Below are 26,841 nucleotides of genomic sequence, written 5' to 3'. Positions count from 1 at the left end.
CTACATTGTTAGCGAATTTGCCTGTCAATCAATTCCTCTAGCGCATCAGCTATATGATCTGGTCCATAGGATAGTTCTTCCCGGCTTAAGCTCAACCAGGCATGACGCTCATCCATATCAAAGGCATTTTCCAGCCAACCGGACAAGCCTCTGCCTCTACGATCTACTTCTACAAGCACATGGACACCCTCGGGTTCCAACTGCATAATCAGCTCTAGCTCCTCGATATCCCGTGCATACTCCGAGCCAGGCGTAAACTCAAACTCCTGCACGAATGGAACACCGCGTCCAAGCTTGGGGTGACGTTCACAGGTGGAGGAACGGAATCGGAAGCCTAACAGGTGAACCGCCTCAAACACCGTACTCATATAAGGATGTGGCTCGATTTTGAGTGAATCACGATCGGTCGGGTCCAAAGCCATGCCAATGTCCAATGCTGTTTCCAGCCAGACAGGCTGTTTGGCATGAGTAACAGGAGTTTCCAAAGGCAACCTAAAGGAAAAAGGAGTTTCAAGCTCCTGTCCTTGCTTTAGATGAAAGCCATCAGATACCTTGATCCGCGCAATGCAGCAGGTGGTGACGGTTTTTTTATCATCGTGCTCTACGATATATTCAGTCTTGAGTTCAATGTCAATTTTGCCGATTTCCTGATCAATTTTACCGCCTTTGATACGTATGATGCCACTAAGTTCTTCTCCAGGCACATATACAGTCTGATCCACCAACGTATCGACTTTGGCTGAACCGATTCCTGCACTTGCTAAGATCTTGTTAAAGAAACTCATCATTCCGTCCCCCCGATAATCTTATGGTTATTATGCACAAAAAAATAAAAACTTGTACAGCTTAACGGATATACGGGGAAATAGCTTGAACCGTTCCAAAAAAATGCAAGAAAAAAGTAATGGAAAACAAGTGGGCGTATGGAGTTTGCCGCCCCATGTAGCTTACTATTCGCAGTTCACTTTATGAGGAGGTATAAAGCAATTACGACAACGAGGCTCATAAGCCTCAGAGTCACCGATCATCACGATAGGTCCTACAGTGGAAGGTTTTCCATTGACCATACGCTGCGTAAATACTGCTTCCGAGCTGCCGCATACAGCGCAGAAGGAAGTCAGTTTCTCGATGTCATCTGCCATAGCGAGCAGACCACCGACATAGCCGAACTCCTTGCCTCGGTAATCCAGATTTAGCCCATCGGCAATGACATGCTTTCCGCAATAAGCTAACTCTTGTATGAGCGACATAATATGCCGACTGAAAAACTGGACTTCGTCAAAGGCAACCACATCGGCATCTTTCGTTTCTTGCAAAATACGCTGAACGAGCTCATCCGTGAGTTTTCTTGGAATAGAGATAGCGGGCAGCCGATATCCGATTCGGCTTACAATTTCATCCTCCGCATAACGGTTGTCTTCAGCTGGTTTGTAAGCGACCACCTTGCGATGCCCGTATTGGATTAGTTTCTGACAACGGCGAATCAATTCGCCGGATTTTTCGCTGAACATGGGGCCTGTTATAATCGTAATTCGTCCTGTAGGCAAAGCGAATTCCCCTCTCTTAACATGTACATAACGCTGTAAATCTTCATCTCCGAAAGAAAACGCCATTATAGATTACCATAACGAGCCACATACAGACTAGAGAAAATATATTGTTTTTCGACATGTTTTTGTATGTCTATTCCTAAATCGTAAATGTGGTCGTCATTGCTCTGCCGCCGCGGGCATGATATGGTGAAGCGTAGTGGAATGAAGGGAAGAGTGGAAGGCATGGACGAAAAAAACACGGATTATAGTGCCAAAAAAAGAGTATTACTGGAACAAGGACTGATTAGCCGGCAAGCTCTGGAGCTAATCATTGAGTTGGAGACAGAGCTTGATTTTCTGAGCAAGCAAAATGAATCGTTTCGCAAGGCGTTGCGAGCCAAATCAGCACAAAGTCCAAGAATGGCTACCAAATTACGAGATGCACTGTATGAATGATATGGAGAGATATCTAGATTAGGTAGATGATGATTTGCAGCCTATGCCTAAACGCTAAATTTTGTACAGTGAAATAAAGAGAGTACAATAAGCTATATATAATCAATGTTAATGGAGGAGAAACATGACTATACATTGTGATGTCGCTATTTTGGGTGGAGGAACCGGAGGGTATGTAGCAGCAATTCGCGCAGCCCAACTCGGCAAGGAAGTGGTGATCATCGAAAAGGACAAGCTCGGCGGAACCTGTCTGCACCGTGGTTGTATTCCGAGCAAGGCTTTGCTGCGCAGTGCGGAAGTATATGCAACGATTAAAGAAAGTGCGCAATATGGTATTGAGACATCGGGAGCACAGCTTGTATTTCCCAAGGTTCAGGAACGTAAGGAAGCCGTTGTGGAGCAGCTACACCAGGGCGTTCAATTTTTGATGCGGAAAAATAAAATTACGGTGCTGAGCGGTAAGGGACGCGTGATTGGACCGTCTATATTTTCTCCTAAAAGCGGTGCAGTGGCTGTGGAACTAGAAGATGGTGAGATGGAGACGATTGTTCCGGCACACCTCATTATTGCAACAGGATCACGTCCGCGTGTGCTGCCTGGACTGGAGCCAGATGGCGAATTTATTCTGAGCAGTGACGAAGCATTGACTATGGAGAACCTGCCAGCATCCCTGATTATCGTGGGTGGTGGGGTCATTGGCGTGGAATGGGCTTCCATGCTAAATGATTTTGGCGTGGAGGTTACGGTGGTTGAGGCCGCGAATCGACTTATTCCTACGGAGGACGAGGACGTTTCGCGTGAAATGCAGCGCTTGTTAACCAAGCGTGGTGTCAAGGTGCTGACGGGGGCACAAGTGTTGGCTGAAACCTACGGCAAGGATGAGGAAGGCGTACAGATTGACGTGCAAAAAGGTGAAGAAACCGAAACCCTCAGTGTTTCCAAACTGCTCATTTCTGTAGGTCGTCAGGCGAATGTGGAAAATATCGGGCTGGAAAATACGGATATCCGCGTGGAGCGTGGCTTTATCTCGGTTAATGAGCATTTGCAGACAAATGAGCCACATATCTACGCCATCGGGGATTGCATCGGCGGCTTACAACTGGCCCATGCCGCGAGTCATGAAGGCTTGCAGGCAGTTCATCATTTGGCGGGCGAAGAGTTTCACAGCGTACCCAACTATATGATTCCGCGGTGTATTTACACACGTCCTGAAGCCGCAAGCGTCGGCTTGACGGAGCAGGAAGCCCGTGAACGTGGACACCAGGTGAAAACAGGGAAGTTCCCTTTCCAAGCTATCGGAAAATCGCTAGTATACGGTAGTCGAGACGGCTTCGTGAAAGTGGTGGCGGACCAGCAAACCAATGATATTCTTGGTGTACATATGATCGGTACGCATGTAACGGATCTGATCAGCGAGGCCGCTCTTGCGCAATTGCTGGATGCTACGCCGTGGGAAGTCGGACAGCTTATTCATCCGCATCCAACGTTGTCGGAGATTTTGGGAGAAGCGATGCTGGCAGTTGATGGACAAGCGATAGGCATATAAACGTTTCAAATAAATCGGTACTTTTCTTTTTGGGGCGAAAAGGATTATAATGGGGTTAGTCAGAGTTTAGTACCAGGTTTTAAGACAAGATGGTACTAGGTGCTGAAAGTAGGATGTTTGACATTTAAGGAGGTGCCTCAATGAGTTCTAAAGGCGCTGTAGACGCTGGCTTCAGACATGAGCAGCTGGGACTTACTCACGGACAAGTAATTGATATGTACAGATATATGTTGCTCGCAAGAAGATTTGACGAGCGCAACATGCTCCTGCAACGGGCAGGGAAAATTAATTTCCACGTTTCCGGCATTGGACAGGAAGCGGCACAAGTAGGTGCAGCTTTCGCTCTGGACCGGGAAAAGGACTATTTCCTTCCCTATTACCGGGATTACGGATTTGTGCTTGCAGTCGGCATGACGCCGCGGGAATTGATGCTGTCGGCATTTGCCAAGGCAGATGACCCTAATAGTGGAGGGCGCCAGATGCCAGGGCATTTTGGTAGTAAACGGCTGCGTATCGTGACAGGCTCCAGCCCAGTGACGACACAGGTTCCACATGCAGTGGGTGTTGCGTTGGCCGCCAAGATGCAGAAAAAGGATTTTGTGTCGTTTGTTACGTTTGGGGAAGGCTCCAGTAATCAGGGGGATTTTCACGAAGGCTGTAACTTTGCAGGTGTACAGAAGCTGCCAGTCATCATTATGTGTGAGAACAATCAATATGCAATATCGGTTCCGATTCATAAGCAGTTGGCAGGCAAGGTAAGCGACCGGGCATTGGGTTACGGATTCCCTGGTATTCGTGTCGACGGTAATGATGCGCTAGCCGTATATGCCGCGGTGAAGGAAGCACGTGAACGTGCTGTCCGCGGTGAAGGTCCTACGCTAATCGAAGCGATGATGTACCGTCTGTCCCCTCACTCCACCTCGGATAATGATCTGGCTTACCGGACCAAGGAGGAAGTGGATGAAAACTGGGCCAAGGACGGCGTAGCCCGCATGAAGAGTTACTTGATTGAATGCGGCATTTGGGACGAGGCCAAAGATGCAGATCTGTCGGCCGAGCTGCTGCTCGAAGTCAAGGAAGCCATTGAATATGCAGACAATGCGCCTTTTCCAAAGCCTGAAGATACGCTGCTGCATGTGTATGCTGATAGCGATGGGGAGGGTCGGTAACGATGGCGATTATGGAATATATTGATGCGATACGTCTTGCTATGAGAGAAGAAATGGAGCAGGATGAAACGGTTTTTGTATTAGGTGAGGACGTCGGCGTAAAAGGCGGTGTTTTTACAACGACTAAGGGGCTCATGGACCAATTCGGTGAGCAACGTGTCATGGATACGCCATTGGCAGAGTCGGCGATTGCAGGCGTTGCTATTGGTGCGGCGATGTACGGAATGAAGCCGATTGCCGAAATGCAATATTCGGACTTCATGCTGCCAGCGACGAATCAGATTATTAGTGAAGCGGCTAAAATCCGCTACCGCTCTAACAACGATTGGAATTGCCCTGTGGTGATCCGCGCCCCCATCGGTGGCGGTATTTTTGGTGGTTTATATCATTCTCAGTGTCCGGAATCTATCTTTTTTGGTACACCGGGTTTAAAAATTGTTGCTCCATTTACACCTTATGATGCCAAAGGATTGTTGAAAGCAGCCATTCGTGACCCTGATCCAGTGCTGTTTTTTGAAAATAAAAAATCCTACAAGCTGATTAAGGGTGAAGTGCCTGAGGATGATTATATCGTTCCAATTGGCAAGGCTAATCTGCTACGTGAGGGTGACGATATTACGGTCATCGGATATAGCCAGCCGTTGCATTTTGTTATGCAGGCAGCTGAGGAATTGGAGAAGGAAGAGGGCATTACCGCACATGTTGTGGATTTGCGCACACTCCAGCCTTTGGATCGCGAAGCCATTATTGAGGCTGCACGACATACAGGTAAGGTTTTAATCGTTCATGAGGACAACAAAACGGGCGGTATCGGTGCCGAAGTATCGGCTATTATTAATGAAGAGTGTCTGTTCGAACTGGATGCACCGATTGAGCGTCTGTGCGCTCCTGATGTGCCAGCCATGCCGATCAGTCCACCGATGGAGAAGTTTTATATGTTAAACAAGGATAAAGTAAAGGAAGCCATGCGTCGTCTCGCAATGTATTAATATAGAGCAGATTCGGGCGAAAGCATTCCAAAAGTGTAGTGGGGCAGCGATAAAACGCGCCCTTCTATGATGTTAAGGAGTTGAAAAAAATGTCAGACCAAACACAATGGAACGACGTGACCATGCCGCAATTGGCTGAATCGCTCGTATCAGCGACAATCGCCAAATGGCTGAAACAACCTGGTGATCCAGTAGAGCAATTCGAGCCAATTTGCGAGGTCATTACAGATAAAGTGAACGCAGAAATTCCCTCCACATTGGATGGGATTATGGGTGACCTGTTGGCAGAGGAAGGTCAGACGGTAGCGGTAGGCGAGTTGATTTGCCGTATCCAGACGAAGTCGGCTGCACCTACAGCATCAACAGGAGGGACACCTGCGGCACCAGCATCTCAAAGCAACGTGCAAGCACAATCCCAGCAGAGTGTTGGATCGGATCAGTCCATGCGCGGACGTTTTTCTCCAGCGGTCCAAACACTGGCTGCTGAGCACAATGTAGACCTAAGCAGAGTGCCAGGCACAGGCATGGGGGGAAGAATTACCCGCAAAGACGTGTTGAATTTTGTGCAGCAGGGCGGCTCTGCTCCAACTGGAGTGACTGGTCAGACGAGTGGAACCACGCAAGGACAAGGATCTCCTTTTACAGGACTCCAGCAGTCTGCCGTTCAGCATAGTGCACCAGTTCAAAATATGGACCCTGCGATTCCGGTGCGCAACAGCGGCATTCATTTAACGGAAGCTCCAAAAGTTCCTATGATCGAAGTTGAGGGTGGCAACAATAACAGATCCGAGTATTTTATTGATGTTACACCCATTCGTAGTGCAATTGCCCGCAATATGCGGCAAAGTGTTTCGGAAATTCCTCATGCCTGGACGACGATTGAAGTGGATGTGACCAATCTGGTGATGCTCCGCAACAAGATCAAAAACGAGTTCAAACAAAAAGAAGGCATCAATATTACGTATCTTGCTTTTCTCATGAAAGCAGTCGTGAATGCAATCAAGGAATATCCGATCATGAATTCGGTATGGGCAGTGGATAAAATTATCATCAAAAGAGACATCAATATTTCGTTGGCCGTAGGTACAGAGGACTCCGTTCTTACTCCTGTTATTAAAAAGGCCGATCAGAAAAATATTGCTGGCTTAGCTCGTGAAATTGACGATTTGGCACGTAAAACTCGCGAAGGTACACTCAAACTGGACGACATGCAGGGTGGAACGTTCACCGTCAACAACACAGGTTCCTTTGGTTCAATTTTATCTTATCCGGTGATTAACTATCCGCAGGCTGCAATTCTTACCTTTGAATCCATTGTCAAAAGACCAGTGGTTATTGATGATATGATTGCGGTGCGCTCAATGGCTAATCTGTGTCTGTCGCTGGATCATCGTATTTTAGATGGAGTGATTTGCGGACGATTCCTGCAACGGGTTAAAGAAAATCTAGAAGGCTACACCTTGGATACGAAGCTGTACTAATCATCCGAACAGTTAGGTAAATGGACGGAGAGGAAGTGACAGGCCGTGAATAGACGACCGCTTGATGTAACCTATACGAATAGGATGGAATATGCCCATGCTTGGGATGTCCAGAAGGAGATTGTGGGAAAGCTGGATGCGGGGGAGGCGAGAGAAACGCTTATGCTTCTCCAGCATCCACCAACCTACACCATTGGTTCCCAGAGGCATCCTGAGCATTTGCTCCTTACACCAGAGCAGCTGAAAGAGAAGGGAATCAGCGTCTTTCAGATTGATCGTGGGGGAGATATTACATATCATGGACCAGGGCAACTTGTCGGATATCCCCTACTTGTGCTTGGCAACCGAGAGGCGTTAAATCTGCACGGATACCTTCGAAGTCTGGAAGAAGTGATCATTCAGTTGCTGGCATCTTATGGGATTGAAGGGAGCCGTAAGCCTGAATATACGGGGGTATGGATCGGGAATCTTAAAATTGCGGCCATTGGTGTCAAATTTAACAAATGTAAGCACCGTCGAGGCTTCGTAACCAGCCATGGCTTTGCCTTTAACATCAAGTCAGGAATACAGCATGAGGGCTTTGAAGGCATTGTTCCGTGCGGAATTCAGGAATACGGTGTGACATCATTAGAGGACTGTACACAGCAGTCTTTTTCGGTGGAACAGATTGCGAAGGAAATTGTACCGTACTTTGAACAGCAATTTTCATTTGCTGCGCAATGGCAAACGCATTCCTTCCAATAAAGGTCAGGCGGGCAATTGTGTAATTAACACGGGAGCCCGCCTCTTTGCTTGTGCAGCAGCTCGTCTACACATAGCTTCAACGGATCTTGAAGTAGTTCAACCTTGAGCGATATAGCTATTATAGTGGCATAATAAACGGCTCAATCACCATGAACAGTGTAGAACCAATCATAGCTGCGAGCATAACGTAGACGAAAAAACGAACCCATTTTTTGTTAGACATGTGTAACTCCTTTAGGATAGGTTTAAGTCATAGATAAGAACATCTATCCGTATTGTAACGTAATCGGGAAAGAGAGGAAAGTTTAATGACAGTAGAGATAGTAAAAGACCGAATCGTACAGGAATTTATGGAACTCGTACAGGTGGATAGTGAAACGAAGCATGAACAGGAAATATCACGTGTTCTGAAAGAAAAGTTTAATGCACTTGGACTGGATGTCGTAGAAGACGATTCTCGCGAAAGAACGGGACATGGTTCGGGCAATTTGATTGTTACCTGGAAAGCGGAAGGTGTGGAGCAAGCACCCAAAATATTTTTCACCTGTCACATGGATACCGTGACTCCAGGCAAAGGAATCAAACCGCAGTTGGGTGAGGATGGCTGGATTCGCAGTGATGGTTCAACAATTCTGGGTGCGGACGACAAGGCTGGGATTGCTGCTTTGTTCGAGGCGATTCGTGTCGTGCGCGAGCAGAACATACCCCATGGTCAAATTCAGTTCGTGATTACGGCTGGCGAGGAATCTGGTTTAATGGGTGCACGGGCGATGAAGTCGGAAGTCCTGGATTCTGACTTCGGATACGCTTTGGATTCGAACGGTGAAGTCGGTTCTATTTGTATAGCTGCTCCCACACAGGCACGTATTGAAATGAGAATTACTGGAAAGTCCGCTCATGCGGGGGTCAATCCTGAAGATGGCATTAGTGCCATTCAAGTCGCTTCTAAAGCAATTTCTAAAATGAAATTGGGACGCATTGATAAGGAGACGACTGCTAACATCGGCAGTTTCGAGGGCGGCGGCGCGACGAATGTGGTCTGCGATTTTGTATTGATCCGTGCGGAGGCTCGCAGTATTGTACAGGAAAAGGTTAATCATCAAATTCAGCATATGCGTGAAGCGCTCGAAACCACTACGCGTGAATTTGGTGCTCAGGGAGAGTTCCGCAGTGAAGTCATCTATCCAGCATTCAGCTTTACGGAGCATGATGAAGTTGTACAGGTTGCACAGCGTGCCATTCAAGGACTGGGAATGGCAACATCAACCTTCCATTCCGGTGGCGGCTCAGATGCCAATGTATTCAACGGGCTTGGTATTCCAACGGTGAATTTGGCGGTAGGCTACCAGAACATCCACACCACAGAGGAAAAGATCAAGGCCGATGATCTAGTGAAGGTTGCTGAAGTAGTCGTAGCTCTGATCCAAGAAACTACAAAGTAAGACTTACTTCTTATATTTACAATATACCGAAAAAAGGGTTCAGGCTAAAGACAGGAACGTTGTTCCTCCTTTAGATCTGAACCTTTTTTGGAACAGTTAGCGAAGCAATAGTGGCTGTAGGTCCGTATTCCTTTTGCCATTGACGCAGGAGGGCTTGTATCTGCCAGGCTTTGCCGACGATATGGAGGGTGGTTTCAGTTCGGTAGCTTTTCATGTTCTGAAATCTCCTTATAGCAGAAGTTTTGATATACTACCCCCAGCATATGTCCCAAGTGGACAAGTTAGACTAATGTTGGAGATAATTAATAATGAAAGAAAGATAGAAGACGAAGGAGGCAACATGTCTGATGAACGACCAAACGAACGAACAAGTGAACAATCCAACAAACAATACACTTCGCAAGCCTTATTCCAATCCTGCGCTGGAGGAAAAGACCGTGTCCACACAGCCTATTTTTGAAGGAAAGGTCATTACGGTACAGGTAGACACGGTAGAGCTTCCCGACGGTTCCACTGGAAAGCGTGAAATCGTAAAGCATCCAGGTGCGGTGGCAGTTTTAGCTCTGCATGAGGGGAAAATGCTGGTCGTGGACCAGTACAGACAAGCTATGGGGCGATGTGAGGTTGAAATCCCCGCAGGCAAGCTGGAGCGAGGTGAAGACCCGCTGGAAGCAGCGGGACGTGAATTGAGAGAAGAAACAGGCTATACAGCCAAATCGCTGAAGCTGCTGCACTCTTTTTATACATCTCCTGGCTTTGCGGATGAAATCATACATCTGTATGTGGCCGAAGACCTGGAGCGAGGTGAGATGGAACCGGATGAGGATGAATTTCTGGAGCTATTTGAAGTGGCCCTGGAAGAAGCGCACACGCTTATTCGTGAAGGACGCATTAGTGATGCCAAAACGATTCTGGCCGTCTATGCATGGCAACTTCGCCAACAAACAGGGAGCTTCTAAGCGGATGGATACAAATATAATAGAACTTAACAACTACTTTGCAGACCTGCATATTCATATTGGCAGAACGGAGAAAGGAGCTCCAGTCAAAATTAGTGGTAGCCGTGATCTAACGTTTGCCAATATAGCCAAGGAAGCCTCCGGTCGCAAAGGGATTGGGCTCATCGGGATTATTGACTGCCATGCGCCTAATGTACAGGAAGATATTCGTAGCTATTTGCATACAGGTGAAATGGAAGAAATCAGCGGTGGTGGCATCGCATACAGGGATACAGTGATTCTACTTGGCACGGAGCTGGAAATACGGGCTGAAGGTCATCCCGAAGCACACGTACTGGCTTATTTTCCTGATCTGGCGGCGATGGAGGATTTTACCCAATGGCTGAGTAAGCATATGAAAAATGTCAATCTCAGCTCACAACGGATCTACGCACCGCCACGTGAGTTGCAGCAGCAAATTTACGGTCGTGGAGGCATTATGGTGCCTGCGCATGTGTTCACTCCGCATAAGGGCATTTACGGCAGTTCTGCAGCTCGTATGGAGGAACTGCTGGATATGGAGCTCATTAGCGGGGTGGAACTGGGGCTGAGCGCAGATTCATCTATGGCTGGTTTGATTTCTGAGCTGGATCGTTTCAGCTTTCTCACGAATTCAGATGCCCACTCACTCGGGAAAATTGGACGAGAGTACAACAAATTATCATTGGCGAAGCCGAGTTTTGATGAATTCAGGATGGCTTTGGAGCGGCGTGAAGGACGACGAGTGTGTGCCAACTACGGTTTGAATCCCAAACTTGGAAAATACCATCGCTCTTACTGTCAAAGCTGCGGTACGATTATTGATGAGCAGCAGATGGCGGACGAACGTTGCCCTAACTGTGGGCATACCAAGCTGGTGCGGGGTGTGCTCGATCGAATCTGGAGCATTGCCGATCGTGAACAGCCTGTAATTCCCTCCCATCGTCCTCCTTACATTTACCAGATTCCGCTGGAATTTATTCCAGGCTTGGGTAAAGCCAAGCTGAACCAGCTGTTAGCAGCCTTCGGAACAGAAATGAATATTTTACATGAGGTTACGCAAGAGGAACTGTCAGAGGTCGTCGGTAAAGTGTTGGCAGAGCAGATTGTGCTTTCACGCGAAGGACGCCTGGCGCTGGTATCCGGTGGTGGTGGAACATACGGAAAAATAGCGAAGTCCTAGTAAAGTGTCCTAGTCAAGTCTTGTCTCCCTAAAAAGGCATATCAGCGTCTGCTTGTTCATAACCATAAAATATCTCTGCCGTTGGCTTGGCGCATCATTCGTGATGTTAGATTTGCAGCGAAAGCTGCCCCATTTCTAGCCATCAGCCGTCGGATTACGGTTGTTTTTTGGACAAACAAGCAGATGAAAGGGGCAGGACCCGATGCAATGGTTTCGTCATACGTTAAAGGATCAGACGCCGTATTATGTTTTCTTGGCTGTACTGTTTCTAGTGGGAGTTGTTTTTGGCGCACTCATGGTAAATGCACTCTCCCTGGAACAGTTACAGGATTTGTCCCGTTACCTGAAGGATTTTTTTGTGACGGTCAATCAAAACAAGCAGGGCTTTGCTGATTCGCAGGCGGCCTCGACCTTTTGGGACAGCGTATCACTACATCTTAAATGGGTGGGCCTCATCTGGGTATGCGGGCTTTCGGTCATCGGACTCCCAGGTATTCTTGTATTGAATTTTCTCAAGGGTGTGCTGATCGGATTTTCTGTAGGTTATATGGTAGGGCAATATTCGTGGAAAGGACTATTATTTTCATTGGTTTCCGTTGCTCCACATAACCTGCTCGTGATTCCGGTACTGCTCGTCTGTAGTGTGGCTGCGATGACTTTTTCCATTCATATGATCAAAACTAAAATACTTGCTACTCGGCCATCAGACGGGATGTTGCGTCCGTTGCTTTCTTACGCAGGATTGACTGCTGTGATGATGGTGCTGCTTATCGGCAGCGCATCCTTTGAAACCTGGGTCACCCCGGTTATGATGCAATGGGTCACTCCTATGCTGACGGCTTCCGTGACATCTTGATCTCATTTCAAAATGTTTGACTTTATTTGTATAGACCCCCTATAATAATAGGAGTGAAAAAAAGTGCAGTAGGCAGTAGCTTTGCAGGGGGAGGGAGACACATGGAAGCACGGATCGAAAAAATTAAGCAGCAGCTGCAATCCCAGGGCTACAAACTAACGCCTCAGCGGGAAGCCACCGTCAGAGTTTTACTTGAGAACGAAGATGATCATCTGAGTGCGGAAGATGTATTTATGCTCGTCAAAGAAAAAGCTCCCGAAATCGGTCTGGCAACCGTATACCGTACCCTAGAACTGCTAAGTGAACTGCATGTCGTGGAGAAAATTAATTTTGGCGATGGCGTTGCGCGTTATGACTTACGCGGCGATACAGCCAAACATCACCACCACCATTTGATATGTGTGCAGTGCGGCAGTGTAGATGAAATACTGGAAGATTGGCTTGGACCGTTAGAGGAGCGTTTGGAACGGGAATATAATTTTACTGTAGTGGATCATCGTTTGGACTTCCACGGTATTTGTTATCGTTGTAAGGCGAAGAACGATACAACTGCCCAGAAATCCTCGGGCAAAACCAAGAAAAACAAATCCCAGGATTAATAAGCTGACACCCAAGCTCTCACCGACGAAGACGCGTTCGGGGGAGCTTTTTTGGTTCGGAATTTACTGTGTAGGACCAAGTGGTATAAAACAGAATAGCTTGTCATACCCTTCCATAGAGAGCCCTACATAGGGACTATATTTTGGGAAGGCGGCTGATCCACATGGTACTATCATTACGGAGAGGACTACAATGGCTGCGCTTGCTGATATTGTTCGGGGTGTTGGCATGTATGTTCTTTTATAGCCTCAGGCTGTTTACAGATTGGATAACACCTGTAGATCATTACCGAATACCGGAAGGACATGCAGTTAAGGTATTTGGCGGACAAACAGTGAATGAAGGGTCCGAGCAACGAATCGGAGTGTTGGAACGTTTACGTTTCTTTTATTGGTATGGTGAGTAGTCTATGTAATCTTCACGATGAGATGATGATATGAAGGCCGCACACGAAGAAGCAGGCGCAACAACTTGAATCGCTGTATGCAGGACAAGGAGACTTTTGGAACTCATGAAAATGTATATTCAACCTTTCGTTCAATATATGGAAGAGGAAAAAGGTTTGTCGCGCAGCACATTGGAAGCGTATCAGCGGGACGTACAGCAGTTTGCCGAATTCGCAGAAAGCTGTGGCCTTGAGCAGCCGGACAATGTACAGCGGTCACATCTGGTGCTGTATTTGGGGCATCTGAAGGAACAGGGAAAAGCCGCGGCGACAATTTCACGTAGCGTCGCCTCGATACGCTCCTTTTTTCATTTTCTCATTCGGGAGGGAATCGCAATCCATGACCCGTCCGTTCTGGTGGAACTGCCCAAAGCCACTAAAAAGAAGCCCTCGGTGTTGACGCAGGATGAAATAGAGCGTTTACTGGCAGCGCCGGATGTGAGTGCCCCGCAGGGGGGACGAGATAAGGCCATGCTAGAGTTGTTGTATGCGACGGGCATCCGCGTATCAGAGCTGATTGCCCTGAACGTGTGTGATGTGCGCATAGATTTGCGCTTTGTACACTGTGGCGGTGAGGCGGGCAAGGAGCGTGTTGTACCGATCAGTCGTGAGGCATCACAGTGGGCACAAGCCTACTTGGACGAGCAGCGTCCAGCGTTGCTGCGACCCGGGCAGGGTGAAGAGGCTCAGACAAAGCAGGAAGCCTTGTTCTTGAATGTATCGGGTCAGCGGCTCAGTAGACAGGGCTTCTGGAAAATAATTAAGAAGTACGCTCAGGAAGCAGGCATAAGCAAGGATATCACGCCCCATACGCTGCGGCACTCCTTTGCGGTACATATGCTGGAGGGCGGAGCGGACTTACGCTCTGTACAGGAAATGCTGGGTCATGCTGATCTAGCAACGACGCAGGTATATGCACAGACCGCTAGACGGAACATGAAGGAAGTATATGAAATGCATCACCCGCACGGCGGTAACCGCACTTCTCATGATAGCAAGGATCAAACGTAACGTCGCTTTGCTATTATAGAAAATGTGATAATGACTATAACTTTACGATTGTACAAGTCAGGAGAGATATTTATGTCAACAGCCAACCAAGCTACAATTCAGGAAGCAGCAGACTATATCCGTGCCAAGAGCGGAATAACTCCAGAGATTGGTCTTATTCTGGGATCGGGCCTCGGTATTTTGGCAGATTTGATTCAAGATGGAGTTAGTATTCCCTATCAGGATATTCCCCATTTTCCCGTATCAACGGTAGAAGGCCACGAGGGGGAGTTACTGTTAGGCACTATTGAAGGTCGCGCTGTCGTCATGATGAAGGGGCGCTTTCATATGTATGAGGGCTATGGCCCGCAACTGACGGCTTTTCCTGTTCGGGTAATGAAGCAGCTCGGGATTCAAAGCCTACTCGTGACAAATGCGGCAGGTGGTGTAAACACTTCCTACAAAGCGGGCGATCTGATGGTCATCTCGGATCATCTGAATCTGACCGGACAAAATCCGCTGATTGGACCGAACGATGCTGCTCTGGGTGTTCGCTTCCCAGACATGTCAGAGGCATACAGCCGCCGCTTGCGTGAAATTGCCAAACAAACAGCTACCCAACAAGGCTTCAGCCTGCAGGAAGGTATATATGCCGGATTGCTGGGACCCAACTATGAGACACCTGCTGAAATCGTTATGCTGCGTACACTGGGGGCAGATGCAGTAGGGATGTCGACCGTGTCTGAGGTTATCGTAGCTCGTCATGCGGGGATTGAGGTTTTGGGCTTCTCCTGTATTACCAATATGGCTGCAGGCATTCTGGACCAGCCTTTGTCTCATGGTGAAGTGATGGAGACGGCAGAGAAGGTACGTGAACAATTTCTGAAATTGGTACTGGCGATTATTCCACAAATGTAGATTAAGTATAATTTTCCATTCGAAACGGTGGTTATATTCAAAGAACCCCATATCCGAGCGCCTTTTGATGGCGTGGGATACGGGGTTCTTTTACATACCGCGGTTGAGCTGAGTAAGATTGCCTAGTGAAGAGGGCGTGTGCTCCATACAGCTGTATTCGCTTTTTCTGCTACAGTTAGTCTATGTCGCTCTTGCACCTTGATCACAATGACCATGAATATAATCCAGTAGATGGATAATGAGTTCAGAAAACGGCTATCCGTTATATTGTTTAACACGATGAACAGGAAAAAGACGGCTGCCGTCAGCCAAGTATACATATCTGTTTTGCCAATTCTGAATTTAAATAAGGTAGTTACGACGAGTATAACCGTTGCCAGTAGTCCTATGAGACCCACATCGATCCACAGATCTCGAAAGCCGCTATGGCTGCTGGTCAGATCAAAGCGGATGCCGTTCGCATAAATGCTGGGCCGGGCTGCCCAGAAGGAGCCATAACCATGGCCGAACCAGTAGTGGCTCTGAATAGCACCATCAATTCCCAGCCAGATTTCCGTTCTTCCGGTTAAGGTTGTTGTTTTTCCGAATTCCGAGGCAATGGCATCTCCATAAGTAAAGGTAAGTGCCAAACCCAAAAGAACAAGTAGGCAGGAACAGCTAACAAAGAACCCCCGCAACGCGATGCTTCGAATTCTTTTGAATAGCAATATAAACAAAATAAATACGAACAGTGAAGATGTCAGCACCAATGAGGTGGTAGATTGGCATTCGATGAGTAATAAGGCATTGAGTAAGATGAAGCCAATATGTAAAGCTTTGCGTGTGCCCCTGAAAAAATAAATGACATGTGAAACAAAACTTAACAGAGAGAGGGTTCCAAGTGTATTTTTATGGCCGGAGATTCCCTTCCACAGTCCAGTATGTTCTACACCGCCATGAATGGCAAAGGAAGGAACGAGTACAACGGCGAGTAGATTGAGTACGCTCAGGATACTTAATGTAACGACTAAGAGGCGTATGCAGCCCTGTGTTGTATAATGGGTGACCAGATAAAGTCCAAAGGTAGAGAAGGCAATAAATTTGAGAACCATGAGCACGGAAGAAGTCTGCTCTTGTTCAGCCCATATACAGGAGGCGGCGATGTACATCATGAGTAAAGTCAGCAACGGATTATCAGCTAGGGTTGCGATTAATGACTTGAGTGAAGGCAGAAGCATGGTGTAGCTAAACAACAAGATAAGCAGGGAAATCGTGATCACTCTGGGAGACAAACCCTGACAGGCAAAGGGGATCGAGAAAGCCAGTAAACCGGCTACTGTGAGTATGTGTTTCACGGTTTCACCGCCTAGATACGTTATGTATCTATAATATACAAAATGTATCTCCTTGTACAATCATATAAAATATTTATTTTCATTTTTCACGATCCTAGAGCAAGCCTTATTGTGCATATACTCAGTCCATGCTAAGAAAATGAAGAATTCTTCGGCATAGTCTGAAAGTATTTTCACGTTTTTAACAATGGGGGTGTTTGGATGGCAGATTTTACAGACCGATTGAAGTTGAATTTGAGTGGTACGGGCAAAGAGTTAACGCCTCAGCAGTTAAATGACAATTTTAAAGCCATTGAAAAAGAATTCATGGAACGCAGTGTAAACGTAAGCTGGTTTGGAGCTGCTGGTGATGGTATTCAGGACGACACGGCAGCTTTGCAAGAATTGATTAACAAGACCCCCGATTACTCCATTCTTCACATCCCCAGCGGCCGATACAAAATAACATCTACCCTTCAGATTCGGAAGCAGGGTATGCGCATTTTTGGGATTCATAAGGGCAGATACCGACAGGGTAAGGGAGTTACGTCGATTGAATATTATGGTACGGGTCCTTGTTTCCAAATTGGAGACGAAAGTCTGCCATCGTTTAGTGGCTTTCAAAATGTGCAGTTCCATGACTTATCGATCCGGTACGAAGGGATCGACAGAGCTACCTTAAATAATCCGTTTTCGCAGTCAGTGAAGCGCGGGTATTATGGCAAAGGTACTTTGGGCATTCGGGATTGGAGGGGCGGCGGCGTTGTCCTGGATAACGTGTTGATTGAGCATTTTGAAACGGCTTTTTGGGGCTATGAAAGTGATGTGAACTTATTTAAATGCACGGAGATAAATTACAATAAAATAGGGATTCACTTGCAGAACAGAAGTTCACAGTTTACAAGCATTGCGCTTTTTACGCTCGGAAACGATACGGCGCTGGACTTGAATAGTTCTAACGGGGCGAGATTTATGGCTAGCCAGCACATTAAGGATGGGAGCTCCAGTGATATTCCCATTCTAATAAATGATTTTATGAATGCAGAATTTATAGGCTGCTGGTTTGAAGGACTAAGCAGAGAACACAAGGTGACAGTACCTTCTTTTATTCAAATTGGTGCTACGAAAGAAACCAAAAATGTTGCCTTGCGCGACTCTATTTTGGCGATAGCAGACAAATACGATGACACCCAATCAGTGTGCAATTATTTTGTGGATGTGGTCATTGGCAAAAAAGTTTTGGTGGACGAGGTGGGCGGATATCCCCGTAATCTAAAACAGCTTATTTGTTTCTCTGGTAGCTCCTCCACACAGCAGGTGACACTTCGCTCACATTTGGATTTTAGTTATAGCAATCATCGTTATGACGAGAATAATGGGACAGGGCAAGCGTTGTTACTCGTAGAGAAATATTCGAATAATGGTATTGAACATTTGAATGAAACCTTTGTCAAAGCCTACCTTGGTTCAAGGCAAAATATCCCTGCGGGTAGCTGGCAGAAAGTAAGGTTCAATCAAATCAATCATGATGAGTTGACCGAATTCGATGGTTCGAATAGTCGGTGGCGAGCCAAGCGAGCTGGGAAATACAGAATACAAGTCTACGTTTCGACCGATCCCCAAGTAGATGGTAACCGGACACGGCTGGCACTTCACCTGAATGATGAGCAGCTTGCCGGAAGTTCTGCTTATGCATATCTCGATGACAGGGTGATTGGCGGGCTGAACTATGGTGCATTGAGTGGAGCAATGGAACTTAGACTTGAAGCGAATTCTTTTATTGATATACGGGTGTTTAGTCAAAATGCAGTGGATATTTTACCGGGTGGAGGTATTACATACCTCACCGTTAGCCGGATTTGAACGATTTTTATAGATCCTGTTACAGACGATACATGTTGTGTCATTTATAGATTGGAAAATAGCACCATGCTGGCTCAGCTTGGTGCTATTTGATGTTTTTATTCATATGGAATATTTTTCTTTCAATCTGACGACAATGGTTAGCAGCACGCGAATAGATCGGGGAGATCAGTAAATGGGCTCCGATGCTTTACGCCAATATGTTGAGGAGGGGACCGATTGTGAAGAAAAAAGTGGTGGCGTTCATCCTGGCTTGTCTGGTAGCCTTGACTGCCGTCCCTGTCGGCGGTTGGGCCGAAGAAAGCAGACCTGAAAGCAAAACCAAAGTAGGATCAGCAGCTGAGCTGGCTCCCGAGGCTCTTTCGGCGATCTTGATGGATGCAGATACAGGCACAGTCATCTATGAAAAAAACAGTCGTGAAAAGCTTCCTCCAGCAAGCATCACTAAGATCATGACGATGCTGCTAACAATGGAGGCCATTCATGATGGCAAGCTCAAGCTGACCGATAAAGTACGGGCCAGTGAGTATGCGTCTTCAATGGGAGGCTCACAAATTTTCTTGGAGCCGGGAGAAGAAATGACGGTCGATGAGATGCTGAAGGGAATTGCGATGGCTTCGGGCAACGACGCCTCTGTAGCGATGGCGGAGAAAATTGCGGGGTCTGAACAGGCTTTTGTCGAGATGATGAATGCCAAGGTGCAGCAGCTCGGACTCAAAGATACGCATTTTGCCAATTGCAACGGTTTACCCGTAGAAAATCACTATTCCTCTGCGCATGATATTGCGGTTATGAGCCGGGAACTGTTGAAATATCCACAAATTACGAAATATACGGGAGCGTATCAGGACTATTTGCGCAAATCCTCGGTCAAGCCCTTTTGGCTGGTGAATACGAATAAGCTTGTTCGCTTCTATACCGGAGCAGACGGTCTGAAAACGGGCTATACGTCAGAAGCAAAGTTCTGCCTTTCCGCTACGGCGAAGCGTGATGGCTTACGTGTCGTAGCTGTCGTACTCGGTGAGCCGAACACGAAGATACGCAACAATGAGGTTTCTTCCATGTTCGACTACGCATTTTCTCAATATACAATGAAATCCATATATAAACCAGGTGAAAAGCTGGGCAGTGTAAAAGTTGAAAAAGGTGTATTACCAGAGCTGGAAATTCAGGCGGACCGTTCTTACAGTGTGCTGGTGAAAAAAGGCGGCAACAAACAAACACTGCGTCACGAGCTGCAACTGACTCCAAGCCTTAAAGCTCCTGTCCGGGTGGGTGACCCCGTTGGTAAGCTGGTCGTCTATCAGGATGGACAACGCCTTAAGGAGTTTAATATCACTTCTCCTGTGGCGATCGAGAAGGCCGGCTGGTGGAAATTGTTTAAACGTACCATGTCAAACCTATTTTCTTTGTAGATTTTACGGGGTTTTCTTCTAGTTTTGTCGGAGGGCAGGAATCGTCTGCGACTACGTAGAAATCCTTGTCCAAGACCGGGAGGAGAGTGAGCAAGCATGAACCTGCAAATTGAAATGGAGCATCACCGGGGAGTACTTATTGTAAGGCTGTCTGGTGAACTTGATCACCATACGTCGGATATGGTCCGTATGCAAATGGATGAGGCGATTCAACGCCGGCAATGCGAACATATCGTGCTCAGCCTGAAGAATCTTCAGTTTATGGATAGTTCCGGCCTTGGCGTTATCTTGGGACGATACAAACTGATCAAGCAAAAGGGTGGGAAAATGGCAGTCTGTGATGTCAATCCGCCGGTACATCGATTGCTGGATATGTCAGGCTTATTTAAAATCATGCCCATCTATGACAACGAGGGAAATGCGCTCACGGAATTGGAGGTTGTGTCATGAGAGAAGGCACGGGGAACAATTTCATGAGCTTGCAGTTTGCCGCCAAATCGGAAAATGAAGCATTTGCCCGTGTGGCTGTGGCAGCCTTTATTTCCAGGCTTGATCCCACGATGGATGAGCTTAGCGATTTGAAGACCGTCGTGTCTGAAGCGGTGACAAACAGTATTATTCATGGCTATGACAGCGATCCGTCAGGTGTTGTAACGATTAAAGTTGGGATTGAAGCGGACGTGATCACGTTAGTCGTTGAGGATGCAGGACGGGGAATTGAGGATCTGGAGCTGGCCAAGCAGCCTCTCTATACGTCCAAGCCTGAATTGGAACGCTCTGGGATGGGCTTTACGATTATGGAAAATTTCATGGATGAGTTCGAAGCAGTCAGTGAGCCGGGCGGAGGCACGTCGGTCCGGATGAAGAAAAGGATTGAATCCAAGAAAGCTTTATATAATTAGGAGTTGATCCTATGGAAGCAGGAGGAAAAAAAACTTCGCACAGCTATTTGGAGGATACAGAGGTCAAGCGGCTTATTGCACTGAGCCAATCTGGTGATAATGATGCTCGTGAGACACTGGTCAATAGTAATATCCGGCTCGTCTGGTCTGTCGTGCAGCGCTTTATGAACCGGGGGTATGAACCTGACGATCTTTTTCAAATTGGTTGCATCGGATTGTTAAAATCGGTGGATAAATTCGATCTCAGCTACGAAGTCAAATTTTCAACATATGCGGTGCCGATGATTATCGGTGAGATTCAACGGTTCCTTCGAGATGACGGTACACTCAAGGTTAGCCGTTCCTTGAAGGAAACAGCCAATAAGGTTCGCAAAATGAAGGACGAGCTATCCAAACGGCTCAATCGTCTGCCTACAGTCAAGGAGGTTGCTGATGAGCTGGGAGTGACACCGGAGGATGTTGTTTTTGCGCAGGAGGCGAATAAGCCTCCTACCTCGATTCACGAAACGGTGTTTGAAAATGATGGGGACCCGATTACACTTATGGATCAGATTGCCGACGAATCACAGGAAAGATGGTTCGACAAGCTGGCGCTGAATGAGGCCATTGACGGATTATCTGAGCGGGAGCGATTGATTGTGTACTTGCGTTATTATCGGGATCAGACTCAATCAGAGGTTGCAAGTCGTCTTGGTATTTCTCAGGTGCAGGTATCACGATTGGAAAAAAAGATTTTACAACTAATCCGCGATCAGATTGCCCAATAATAAAGGGCAGGATTTTAGTAAAACTTTATGCTTACGCATTTTAAAGGGTATTCCAAAGCCATTTTAATGGCCAGGAGTACTCTTTTTTGCGTGCAACAAAAGACAATACACAGAATAGGTTTGCTTGCTTCACTCCATACTAATCGGTAATTACGAGGATAAGGAGGGAATCGGATGAATCATAGTCCGGCTCCTATTGTCTACTTGCGGCTCCGCAGCCGTGTGCGTATGATCCAAGGGCAGGATTTACATTTGGGCGATGTAGCCCATCTGCTGACGGAGCCCGAATGGGAAAAGGATCTGCTTGAACTTGTTCTCAAGCGGCCGCAGAAGCAGGACGGTAACCTGATACTGGTGGACATGCTACAGATCATATCAAAAATTAGAGATCATATTCCGGGAGTTGTAGTTGAATCTCTCGGGAAACCACATGTACTTGTGGAACTCGTGGAGAGACCCCGTAAGCCATCCAAAATACTGTTCGTGTTGGTATGGTTGCTCCTGTTTTTTGGCTCTGCGCTGACGATTATGAACTTTCATGCTGACGTTAGCATGATGGAGGTGCAGGTTCGGATTGTAGAAATGATTACGGGACAAAAGGATGAGCACCCGTACTTGTTCCAAATTGCTTACTCGATCGGCATCGGCTTTGGTATGATCGTATTTTTTAATCACTTGTTCAAGAAAAAATGGAATGAGGAGCCGACGCCACTGGAGGTGGAAATGTATCTGTATCAGGAAAATGTGGATCAGTATGTTGTGGCAGAGGAGTATGAAAAGATGGCTCGTTTGCAGCCAAAGGATAAGAAACCATGATATTTGTACAGGCTGCACTTCAGATTATTTTGGGTATCGCTGGGGGGCTGGCGGTAGGTAGCGGTGTGATTGCTTTTTTTATTGTGCTGGATATTATGCCGCGATTAGCACAACTCACCCGGACGTATAAAAAATCACGTGCATACGAAAAGGCGATGATTTTAGGTTCAGTGGTGGGAACCGTGGCCGATTTTTGGAACATCTGCTTGCCATTACCGGGCATATTTACATGGATACCTGGTTTGTTTTGCGGAGTGTTTATTGGCTTGCTCGCCGCGGCTCTAACAGAGGTGCTGAATCTCCTGCCCATACTGGCCAAGCGACTCCATATGACTGTATACATGTTTGGTCTGTTAATGGCAATGGTGCTTGGCAAGGTAACGGGTTCCTTATTTGATTGGTTTGTATACAACCGTTAATAGTGAAAGAGAAGGGGGCAAGAAGTATGGATCACAGAACGGATCAGGATCAGCAGGAGCATTATCATGGAGACGGAGCAATTGGAAGGGAAAATCATACTGACGGGGAAAGTTTGGGCTCCTGGAAGCAAAAGCAGGAGCAGGAAGCCGCCCGTCTTAAGCACAAAAAAGAAAGCGAGCGTTCTGATAATGTAGAGGAATCCATTCGTTATTGGCAGATTGAGGATGATATTTCGCCAAAGATGAAGGAAAATCGTGAAACCCTTAAGATGGTATTGGGTTTGGGAGAAACCTTTGATGTTGTATTTAGAGAAATGACAACAGGTGGCCGCCATATCGGGTATTTGTTCTTGAATACCTTTGCCAAGGATCAGATCATGCTTGAGGTGCTAAAGCGGCTCACCTATCTGACGCCGGATGACATGACTTCAGCTGGACTTCAAGCGTATTTCGAAAATTTTATTCCACATATACAGGTGGAGAAGACGGATAAGATGTCCGTTGTCATAAACAAGGTACTGACGGGAATGAGTGCTCTCTTCATGGAAGGCGAGCGTTTTGCTGTTATTCTGGATACTCGTAATTACCCTGTACGGAGCCCAGAAGAACCTTCCTTGGAGAGAGTTGTGCGCGGTGCACGTGATGGTTTTACTGAAACGATGCTTACAAATGTAGGTTTAGTGCGTCGGCGTTTGCGAGACCCCGGACTTAAATTCGAGGCCATGCAGGTCGGACGCCGAACTCGAACAGATGTATGCTTGGGCTACATTGATGATATTGTGGATAAGGTCATGGTGGATACGGTACGAGACAAAATTAAAAATGTTAATCTGGATGGTATTCCACTGGCTGATAAGCAATTAGAGGAGACGATTATCAATAAAGGTTGGAATCCATATCCATTAGTACGATATTCAGAGCGACCAGATGTTGTGGCTTCGCATATTATGGAAGGAAGGCTCGTAATTTTCGTTGATACCTCACCCAGCGTAATGATTTTGCCTACCACTTTTTTTGACCTGTGCCAGCATGCAGAAGAGAATCGGCAAACCGCTTTTATGGGTAGCTATTTACGCTGGGTACGTTTTATAGGCATATTCGCCTCGATGTTTCTGCTTCCGATGTGGCTGCTAATGGTTATCAATCCCGAATTAAAACCGGCGTTTCTCGATTTTATCGGCCCTCAAAAGGAAGCGCATTTTCCGCTGATTGCCCAGTTTATCATTGTGGAACTAGGGGTCGATCTTATGCGAATGGCAGCTGTGCATACTCCGACACCATTGGCTTCCGCCATGGGGTTGATTGCAGCCATTCTGGTTGGTGATATAGCGGTTAAGACGGGACTGTTCGTAAATGAAGTCGTATTGTACATGGCTGTTGCTGCCATAGGAATGTTCGCAACACCAAGCTATGAGCTGGGACTCGCGAATAGACTGATTCGACTATTCCTGCTGATTGCTGTTGCTATTTTTCACGTACCAGGCTTTGTCGTGGGCACGACACTGATCATTTTGATGCTGACGCTGCATCGGTCATATAATTCTTCGTATTTGTGGCCGTTTATTCCTTTTAATGCCAAAGCGTTAGCTTCCATTTTGTTCCGTATGCCTGTACTTGATGCGCCTAACCGCCCGTCATTTAATAAAACGAGGGACAATACGCGTATGCCCCATACGGATGCCAACACCGATTCGAACTCAGGCAATGGACAGGAGCATTAATGTAAATGATCTGCATAAAAATCCATTGTTCTTGATGTTTTTTTTGCTATACTGGTGTAAACATTCGATGGAATATGACTAGCTTGTTCCAGAAAGAGAGGCGCCAGAACATGTATTTGCATGGAAGCAGTAAAATTAACAGCAATGGACATTTGGAGATTGGCGGATGTGATACCACGCTTTTGAAAGAGCGTTTTGGCACGCCGCTATATATTGTAGACGAACAGTTAGTCCGCCGGCGCTGCCGGGAATTTATAGAAGCATTCCGTGAGACCGGTTTAAAGTTTCAAGTGGCTTATGCAAGCAAAGCATTTTGTGTTATGGCAATGTGCGCTTTAGCTGCTGAAGAAGGGATGTCGCTCGACGTTGTTTCCAGCGGAGAGCTGTTCACAGCGCTGCAAGCAGGGTTCCCGGCAGAACGAATCCATTTTCATGGCAATAACAAGACGCCGGAAGAAATTGAAATGGCGTTAGAGGCGCAAATTGGCTGCTTTGTCGTTGATAGCAAGATGGAATTGCATTTGTTACAGGCTCTCGCCTCTGAAAAAGGACAACAGGTCAATATTTTACTGCGGGTTACGCCGGGGGTTGAGGCGCATACGCATGAATATATGGCCACAGGTCAAGAAGATTCAAAATTTGGTTTTGACATTGCGAATGGCACAGCCCGTCAAGCGGTGGAACAGGCTATCAAGCTGGATCACCTTAATCTGCTGGGAGTACATTCTCATATCGGCTCGCAAATCTTCGAAGTCAATGGCTTCCAAATGGCTGCCGAGCGGGTCGCAGTTTTTTGCAGGGAGATTAAGGAACAGCTTCAGTATTCCTTCAAGGTGATTAATCTCGGTGGGGGATTTGGTATCCGTTACACAGAGGAGGACACACCGCTGAAACTATCCACCTATGTACAGGCTATCGGCGAAGCGGTGAAAACTCATTTTTCAGGGCTTTACGATGAACTTCCAGAAATTTGGATTGAGCCGGGACGCAGTATTGTAGGTGATTCAGGTACAACCTTGTATACGGTAGGAAGCATCAAGGATATTCCGCAGGTTCGTAAATACGTTTCTGTAGACGGCGGAATGACAGATAATCCACGTCCTGCACTGTATCAGGCCAAGTATGAAGCAATGCTGGCTAATCGAGCGCAAGATGCGAACGAAGAGACAGTGTCCATTGCAGGCAAATGCTGTGAAAGCGGCGATATGCTTATTTGGGATGTAGAACTGCCTCGCCCGAATAGCGGAGACTTGCTCGCTGTTGCCTCAACCGGAGCTTATAATTACTCCATGGCGAGCAATTATAACCGGATACGCCGACCAGCAGTTGTATTTGTCAACAACGGTGAGGCCGAGCTGGTAGTGCGTCGGGAAACCTACGAGGATATCGTTCGCAATGATGTTTTGCCACAGCGCTTGGTTCGTGATCAAGCCAGTTCAGTGGTTCAGCCCAATGCCAAGATTACGGTTTCGTCCTGATTGTGGAATTTAAAATTCAAGCAGGCCATTGCGTCGGTAATAATAGACCGGGGACAATGGCCCCTTTTTTTTGGACAAGGCTTTGCTAAGCGCGCCAATTCATAGTAAACTGGAACTTGATGTTATTTAGTTCTCAAAACAGGTTGAAAAGGAGATACAAACAATGAAAAAAGGTAGAATAGATCTTGAAAACGGCGGTATCGTCGAAATTGACTTTTTCCCAGAAGAAGCTCCAAACACCGTTGCTAACTTTGAAAAGCTGGCAAACAGCGGTTACTACAATGGTTTGAGCTTCCACCGTGTCATCCCGGGCTTTGTTGCTCAAGGGGGTTGTCCGATCGGTAATGGTACTGGCGGTCCTGGCTACACCATTGACTGTGAAACAGCTACGAATACAACAAAGCATGCCAAAGGCGTTCTGTCCATGGCTCATGCAGGTCGCAACACAGGTGGCAGCCAATTCTTTATTTGCTACGCTCCACAGCCGCATTTAGATGGAGTACATACTGTATTTGGTAAAGTAACCAAAGGTATGGAATTCATTGATGCTGTAAAACAAGGCGACAAAATGAAAGAGGTTAAAGTATTTGACGTGTAATTTACCATTACATGCATGATTTGAATTCCTTTAAATAGCGTTGCACCTAAGCCGTTCTGTCTTTGGACAGGGCGGCTTTTGTTGTCTTTTGTTTGACGGTTTGCTGATTTTTACAATCACGTAGGTATTACAGTGCGTAAGATCACATTCGAAAAGTAAGTGTTGTGATAGCCTTTTCATAAGAATGCATTTTCCATTTATTTTATATGAGTATTCAAGCT

The 26,841-nt window shown here is 46.7% G+C and carries 29 protein-coding genes; 24 read left to right on the top strand and 5 right to left on the bottom strand.

All coding sequences use genetic code 11. From position 1 onward, the window contains the following. Positions 1-8: 8 nt before the first annotated feature. On the bottom strand, positions 9-785 hold the full coding sequence (locus PPM_RS15705; RefSeq protein ID WP_017427508.1) for a sporulation protein: 777 nt from the start codon (positions 783-785) through the stop codon (positions 9-11). Positions 786-950: 165 nt separating this feature from the next. After that, entirely contained in the window at positions 951-1,547 is a 597-nt protein-coding gene (locus tag PPM_RS15700; RefSeq protein ID WP_170973174.1) for a thymidine kinase, read from the bottom strand. 207 nt (positions 1,548-1,754) lie between these two features. Between PPM_RS15700 and PPM_RS15695 the strand changes: the two genes are divergently transcribed. From PPM_RS15695 to lipB, 6 genes are all read left to right on the top strand, one after another. Then, positions 1,755-1,988 carry a hypothetical protein gene (locus PPM_RS15695; RefSeq protein ID WP_014599988.1) on the top strand — a complete coding sequence of 78 codons (234 nt, stop codon included), beginning with the start codon at positions 1,755-1,757 and terminating at the stop codon, positions 1,986-1,988. Positions 1,989-2,112: 124 nt separating this feature from the next. Further along, positions 2,113-3,534 carry a dihydrolipoyl dehydrogenase gene (gene lpdA / locus PPM_RS15690; protein WP_013371752.1) on the top strand — a complete coding sequence of 474 codons (1,422 nt, stop codon included), beginning with the start codon at positions 2,113-2,115 and terminating at the stop codon, positions 3,532-3,534. A 140-nt stretch (positions 3,535-3,674) separates the two neighbouring features. Next, positions 3,675-4,703, top strand: a complete 1,029-nt coding sequence (locus tag PPM_RS15685) for a thiamine pyrophosphate-dependent dehydrogenase E1 component subunit alpha (RefSeq protein WP_013371751.1) — start codon at positions 3,675-3,677, stop codon at positions 4,701-4,703. A 2-nt stretch (positions 4,704-4,705) separates the two neighbouring features. Continuing rightward, positions 4,706-5,692, top strand: a complete 987-nt coding sequence (locus PPM_RS15680; RefSeq protein ID WP_013371750.1) for an alpha-ketoacid dehydrogenase subunit beta — start codon at positions 4,706-4,708, stop codon at positions 5,690-5,692. 89 nt (positions 5,693-5,781) lie between these two features. Further along, complete coding sequence (locus tag PPM_RS15675) at positions 5,782-7,173, top strand: dihydrolipoamide acetyltransferase family protein (protein ID WP_013371749.1); 1,392 nt, start codon at positions 5,782-5,784, stop codon at positions 7,171-7,173. Between the two features lie 45 nt (positions 7,174-7,218). After that, positions 7,219-7,917: a lipoyl(octanoyl) transferase LipB gene (lipB, locus tag PPM_RS15670; RefSeq protein ID WP_013371748.1), complete on the top strand. Its 699-nt coding sequence runs from the start codon at positions 7,219-7,221 to the stop codon at positions 7,915-7,917. Positions 7,918-8,035: 118 nt separating this feature from the next. Here the strand turns inward: lipB and prli42 are convergent, their stop codons facing one another. Continuing rightward, entirely contained in the window at positions 8,036-8,140 is a 105-nt protein-coding gene (prli42, locus tag PPM_RS29055) for a stressosome-associated protein Prli42 (RefSeq protein ID WP_016822268.1), read from the bottom strand. 85 nt (positions 8,141-8,225) lie between these two features. On the opposite strand from prli42, the gene PPM_RS15665 reads away from it, so the two are divergent. Next, positions 8,226-9,359 carry a tripeptidase T gene (locus PPM_RS15665; RefSeq protein WP_013371747.1) on the top strand — a complete coding sequence of 378 codons (1,134 nt, stop codon included), beginning with the start codon at positions 8,226-8,228 and terminating at the stop codon, positions 9,357-9,359. Between the two features lie 70 nt (positions 9,360-9,429). On the opposite strand, the gene mciZ is transcribed toward PPM_RS15665, so the two are convergent. Continuing rightward, positions 9,430-9,573, bottom strand: a complete 144-nt coding sequence (mciZ, locus tag PPM_RS28670; protein ID WP_013371746.1) for a Z-ring formation inhibitor MciZ — start codon at positions 9,571-9,573, stop codon at positions 9,430-9,432. A gap of 133 nt (positions 9,574-9,706) precedes the next feature. Between mciZ and PPM_RS15660 the strand changes: the two genes are divergently transcribed. The 7 genes from PPM_RS15660 to PPM_RS15630 all read left to right on the top strand — a co-directional run bounded on the left by PPM_RS15660 (position 9,707) and on the right by PPM_RS15630 (position 15,328). Next, positions 9,707-10,318 carry an NUDIX domain-containing protein gene (locus PPM_RS15660; RefSeq protein ID WP_013371745.1) on the top strand — a complete coding sequence of 204 codons (612 nt, stop codon included), beginning with the start codon at positions 9,707-9,709 and terminating at the stop codon, positions 10,316-10,318. Positions 10,319-10,322: 4 nt separating this feature from the next. Beyond that, positions 10,323-11,519, top strand: a complete 1,197-nt coding sequence (locus PPM_RS15655) for an endonuclease Q family protein (protein ID WP_013371744.1) — start codon at positions 10,323-10,325, stop codon at positions 11,517-11,519. Positions 11,520-11,721: 202 nt separating this feature from the next. Then, on the top strand, positions 11,722-12,375 hold the full coding sequence (gene spoIIM, locus PPM_RS15650; RefSeq protein WP_013371743.1) for a stage II sporulation protein M: 654 nt from the start codon (positions 11,722-11,724) through the stop codon (positions 12,373-12,375). Between the two features lie 101 nt (positions 12,376-12,476). Beyond that, positions 12,477-12,974, top strand: a complete 498-nt coding sequence (locus tag PPM_RS15645) for a Fur family transcriptional regulator (RefSeq protein ID WP_013371742.1) — start codon at positions 12,477-12,479, stop codon at positions 12,972-12,974. 164 nt (positions 12,975-13,138) lie between these two features. Further along, positions 13,139-13,381 carry a YqzK family protein gene (locus tag PPM_RS15640; protein ID WP_013371741.1) on the top strand — a complete coding sequence of 81 codons (243 nt, stop codon included), beginning with the start codon at positions 13,139-13,141 and terminating at the stop codon, positions 13,379-13,381. A gap of 105 nt (positions 13,382-13,486) precedes the next feature. Next, on the top strand, positions 13,487-14,431 hold the full coding sequence (gene xerD / locus PPM_RS15635) for a site-specific tyrosine recombinase XerD (RefSeq protein WP_013371740.1): 945 nt from the start codon (positions 13,487-13,489) through the stop codon (positions 14,429-14,431). 72 nt (positions 14,432-14,503) lie between these two features. Then, the gene (locus PPM_RS15630) at positions 14,504-15,328 is read left to right on the top strand and encodes a purine-nucleoside phosphorylase (protein ID WP_013371739.1); all 825 of its coding nucleotides are present in this window, start codon (positions 14,504-14,506) and stop codon (positions 15,326-15,328) included. A gap of 122 nt (positions 15,329-15,450) precedes the next feature. On the opposite strand, the gene PPM_RS15625 is transcribed toward PPM_RS15630, so the two are convergent. Next, a complete protein-coding gene (locus tag PPM_RS15625; RefSeq protein ID WP_013371738.1) occupies positions 15,451-16,662 on the bottom strand; it encodes an O-antigen ligase family protein in 1,212 nt (403 codons plus the stop codon). A gap of 201 nt (positions 16,663-16,863) precedes the next feature. Between PPM_RS15625 and PPM_RS15620 the strand changes: the two genes are divergently transcribed. The 10 genes from PPM_RS15620 to PPM_RS15575 all read left to right on the top strand — a co-directional run bounded on the left by PPM_RS15620 (position 16,864) and on the right by PPM_RS15575 (position 26,620). Then, positions 16,864-18,504: a glycosyl hydrolase family 28-related protein gene (locus PPM_RS15620; RefSeq protein ID WP_013371737.1), complete on the top strand. Its 1,641-nt coding sequence runs from the start codon at positions 16,864-16,866 to the stop codon at positions 18,502-18,504. 221 nt (positions 18,505-18,725) lie between these two features. Further along, complete coding sequence (locus PPM_RS15615; protein WP_013371735.1) at positions 18,726-19,919, top strand: D-alanyl-D-alanine carboxypeptidase family protein; 1,194 nt, start codon at positions 18,726-18,728, stop codon at positions 19,917-19,919. 96 nt (positions 19,920-20,015) lie between these two features. Beyond that, the gene (gene spoIIAA / locus PPM_RS15610; RefSeq protein ID WP_013310782.1) at positions 20,016-20,369 is read left to right on the top strand and encodes an anti-sigma F factor antagonist; all 354 of its coding nucleotides are present in this window, start codon (positions 20,016-20,018) and stop codon (positions 20,367-20,369) included. After that, entirely contained in the window at positions 20,366-20,821 is a 456-nt protein-coding gene (gene spoIIAB, locus PPM_RS15605; RefSeq protein WP_013310781.1) for an anti-sigma F factor, read from the top strand. The genes spoIIAA and spoIIAB overlap by 4 nt, the downstream gene beginning before the upstream one ends. A gap of 11 nt (positions 20,822-20,832) precedes the next feature. Continuing rightward, the gene (gene sigF, locus PPM_RS15600) at positions 20,833-21,588 is read left to right on the top strand and encodes an RNA polymerase sporulation sigma factor SigF (protein WP_013371734.1); all 756 of its coding nucleotides are present in this window, start codon (positions 20,833-20,835) and stop codon (positions 21,586-21,588) included. Between the two features lie 174 nt (positions 21,589-21,762). Then, positions 21,763-22,404, top strand: coding sequence for a stage V sporulation protein AA (locus tag PPM_RS15595; RefSeq protein ID WP_013371733.1), 642 nt, complete (start codon positions 21,763-21,765; stop codon positions 22,402-22,404). Next, positions 22,401-22,823: a stage V sporulation protein AB gene (locus PPM_RS15590; RefSeq protein WP_013371732.1), complete on the top strand. Its 423-nt coding sequence runs from the start codon at positions 22,401-22,403 to the stop codon at positions 22,821-22,823. The genes PPM_RS15595 and PPM_RS15590 overlap by 4 nt, the downstream gene beginning before the upstream one ends. A gap of 26 nt (positions 22,824-22,849) precedes the next feature. Then, a complete protein-coding gene (locus PPM_RS15585; RefSeq protein WP_013371731.1) occupies positions 22,850-24,544 on the top strand; it encodes a spore germination protein in 1,695 nt (564 codons plus the stop codon). A 110-nt stretch (positions 24,545-24,654) separates the two neighbouring features. After that, positions 24,655-26,022, top strand: coding sequence for a diaminopimelate decarboxylase (gene lysA / locus PPM_RS15580; RefSeq protein ID WP_013371730.1), 1,368 nt, complete (start codon positions 24,655-24,657; stop codon positions 26,020-26,022). A gap of 163 nt (positions 26,023-26,185) precedes the next feature. Beyond that, positions 26,186-26,620, top strand: coding sequence for a peptidylprolyl isomerase (locus PPM_RS15575; RefSeq protein WP_013310775.1), 435 nt, complete (start codon positions 26,186-26,188; stop codon positions 26,618-26,620). The last annotated feature ends 221 nt before the right edge of the window (positions 26,621-26,841 follow it).

This window comes from Paenibacillus polymyxa M1 (assembly GCF_000237325.1).
In the GTDB taxonomy this organism is placed as follows: domain Bacteria; phylum Bacillota; class Bacilli; order Paenibacillales; family Paenibacillaceae; genus Paenibacillus; species Paenibacillus polymyxa_C.
This window is presented reverse-complemented; position numbering and strand designations above follow the sequence as displayed.

Coding starts and splice junctions, on each gene's coding strand:
- PPM_RS15705 (WP_017427508.1), bottom strand. CDS start 785: ATGAGTTTCTTTAACAAGATCTTAGCAAGTGCAGGAATCGGTTCAGCC.
- PPM_RS15695 (WP_014599988.1), top strand. CDS start 1,755: ATGAAGGGAAGAGTGGAAGGCATGGACGAAAAAAACACGGATTATAGT.
- lpdA (WP_013371752.1), top strand. CDS start 2,113: ATGACTATACATTGTGATGTCGCTATTTTGGGTGGAGGAACCGGAGGG.
- PPM_RS15685 (WP_013371751.1), top strand. CDS start 3,675: ATGAGTTCTAAAGGCGCTGTAGACGCTGGCTTCAGACATGAGCAGCTG.
- PPM_RS15680 (WP_013371750.1), top strand. CDS start 4,706: ATGGCGATTATGGAATATATTGATGCGATACGTCTTGCTATGAGAGAA.
- PPM_RS15675 (WP_013371749.1), top strand. CDS start 5,782: ATGTCAGACCAAACACAATGGAACGACGTGACCATGCCGCAATTGGCT.
- prli42 (WP_016822268.1), bottom strand. CDS start 8,140: ATGTCTAACAAAAAATGGGTTCGTTTTTTCGTCTACGTTATGCTCGCA.
- PPM_RS15665 (WP_013371747.1), top strand. CDS start 8,226: ATGACAGTAGAGATAGTAAAAGACCGAATCGTACAGGAATTTATGGAA.
- mciZ (WP_013371746.1), bottom strand. CDS start 9,573: ATGAAAAGCTACCGAACTGAAACCACCCTCCATATCGTCGGCAAAGCC.
- PPM_RS15660 (WP_013371745.1), top strand. CDS start 9,707: ATGAACGACCAAACGAACGAACAAGTGAACAATCCAACAAACAATACA.
- PPM_RS15655 (WP_013371744.1), top strand. CDS start 10,323: ATGGATACAAATATAATAGAACTTAACAACTACTTTGCAGACCTGCAT.
- spoIIM (WP_013371743.1), top strand. CDS start 11,722: ATGCAATGGTTTCGTCATACGTTAAAGGATCAGACGCCGTATTATGTT.
- PPM_RS15645 (WP_013371742.1), top strand. CDS start 12,477: ATGGAAGCACGGATCGAAAAAATTAAGCAGCAGCTGCAATCCCAGGGC.
- PPM_RS15640 (WP_013371741.1), top strand. CDS start 13,139: ATGGTACTATCATTACGGAGAGGACTACAATGGCTGCGCTTGCTGATA.
- xerD (WP_013371740.1), top strand. CDS start 13,487: ATGAAAATGTATATTCAACCTTTCGTTCAATATATGGAAGAGGAAAAA.
- PPM_RS15630 (WP_013371739.1), top strand. CDS start 14,504: ATGTCAACAGCCAACCAAGCTACAATTCAGGAAGCAGCAGACTATATC.
- PPM_RS15620 (WP_013371737.1), top strand. CDS start 16,864: ATGGCAGATTTTACAGACCGATTGAAGTTGAATTTGAGTGGTACGGGC.
- spoIIAA (WP_013310782.1), top strand. CDS start 20,016: ATGAACCTGCAAATTGAAATGGAGCATCACCGGGGAGTACTTATTGTA.
- spoIIAB (WP_013310781.1), top strand. CDS start 20,366: ATGAGAGAAGGCACGGGGAACAATTTCATGAGCTTGCAGTTTGCCGCC.
- sigF (WP_013371734.1), top strand. CDS start 20,833: ATGGAAGCAGGAGGAAAAAAAACTTCGCACAGCTATTTGGAGGATACA.
- PPM_RS15595 (WP_013371733.1), top strand. CDS start 21,763: ATGAATCATAGTCCGGCTCCTATTGTCTACTTGCGGCTCCGCAGCCGT.
- PPM_RS15590 (WP_013371732.1), top strand. CDS start 22,401: ATGATATTTGTACAGGCTGCACTTCAGATTATTTTGGGTATCGCTGGG.
- PPM_RS15585 (WP_013371731.1), top strand. CDS start 22,850: ATGGATCACAGAACGGATCAGGATCAGCAGGAGCATTATCATGGAGAC.
- lysA (WP_013371730.1), top strand. CDS start 24,655: ATGTATTTGCATGGAAGCAGTAAAATTAACAGCAATGGACATTTGGAG.
- PPM_RS15575 (WP_013310775.1), top strand. CDS start 26,186: ATGAAAAAAGGTAGAATAGATCTTGAAAACGGCGGTATCGTCGAAATT.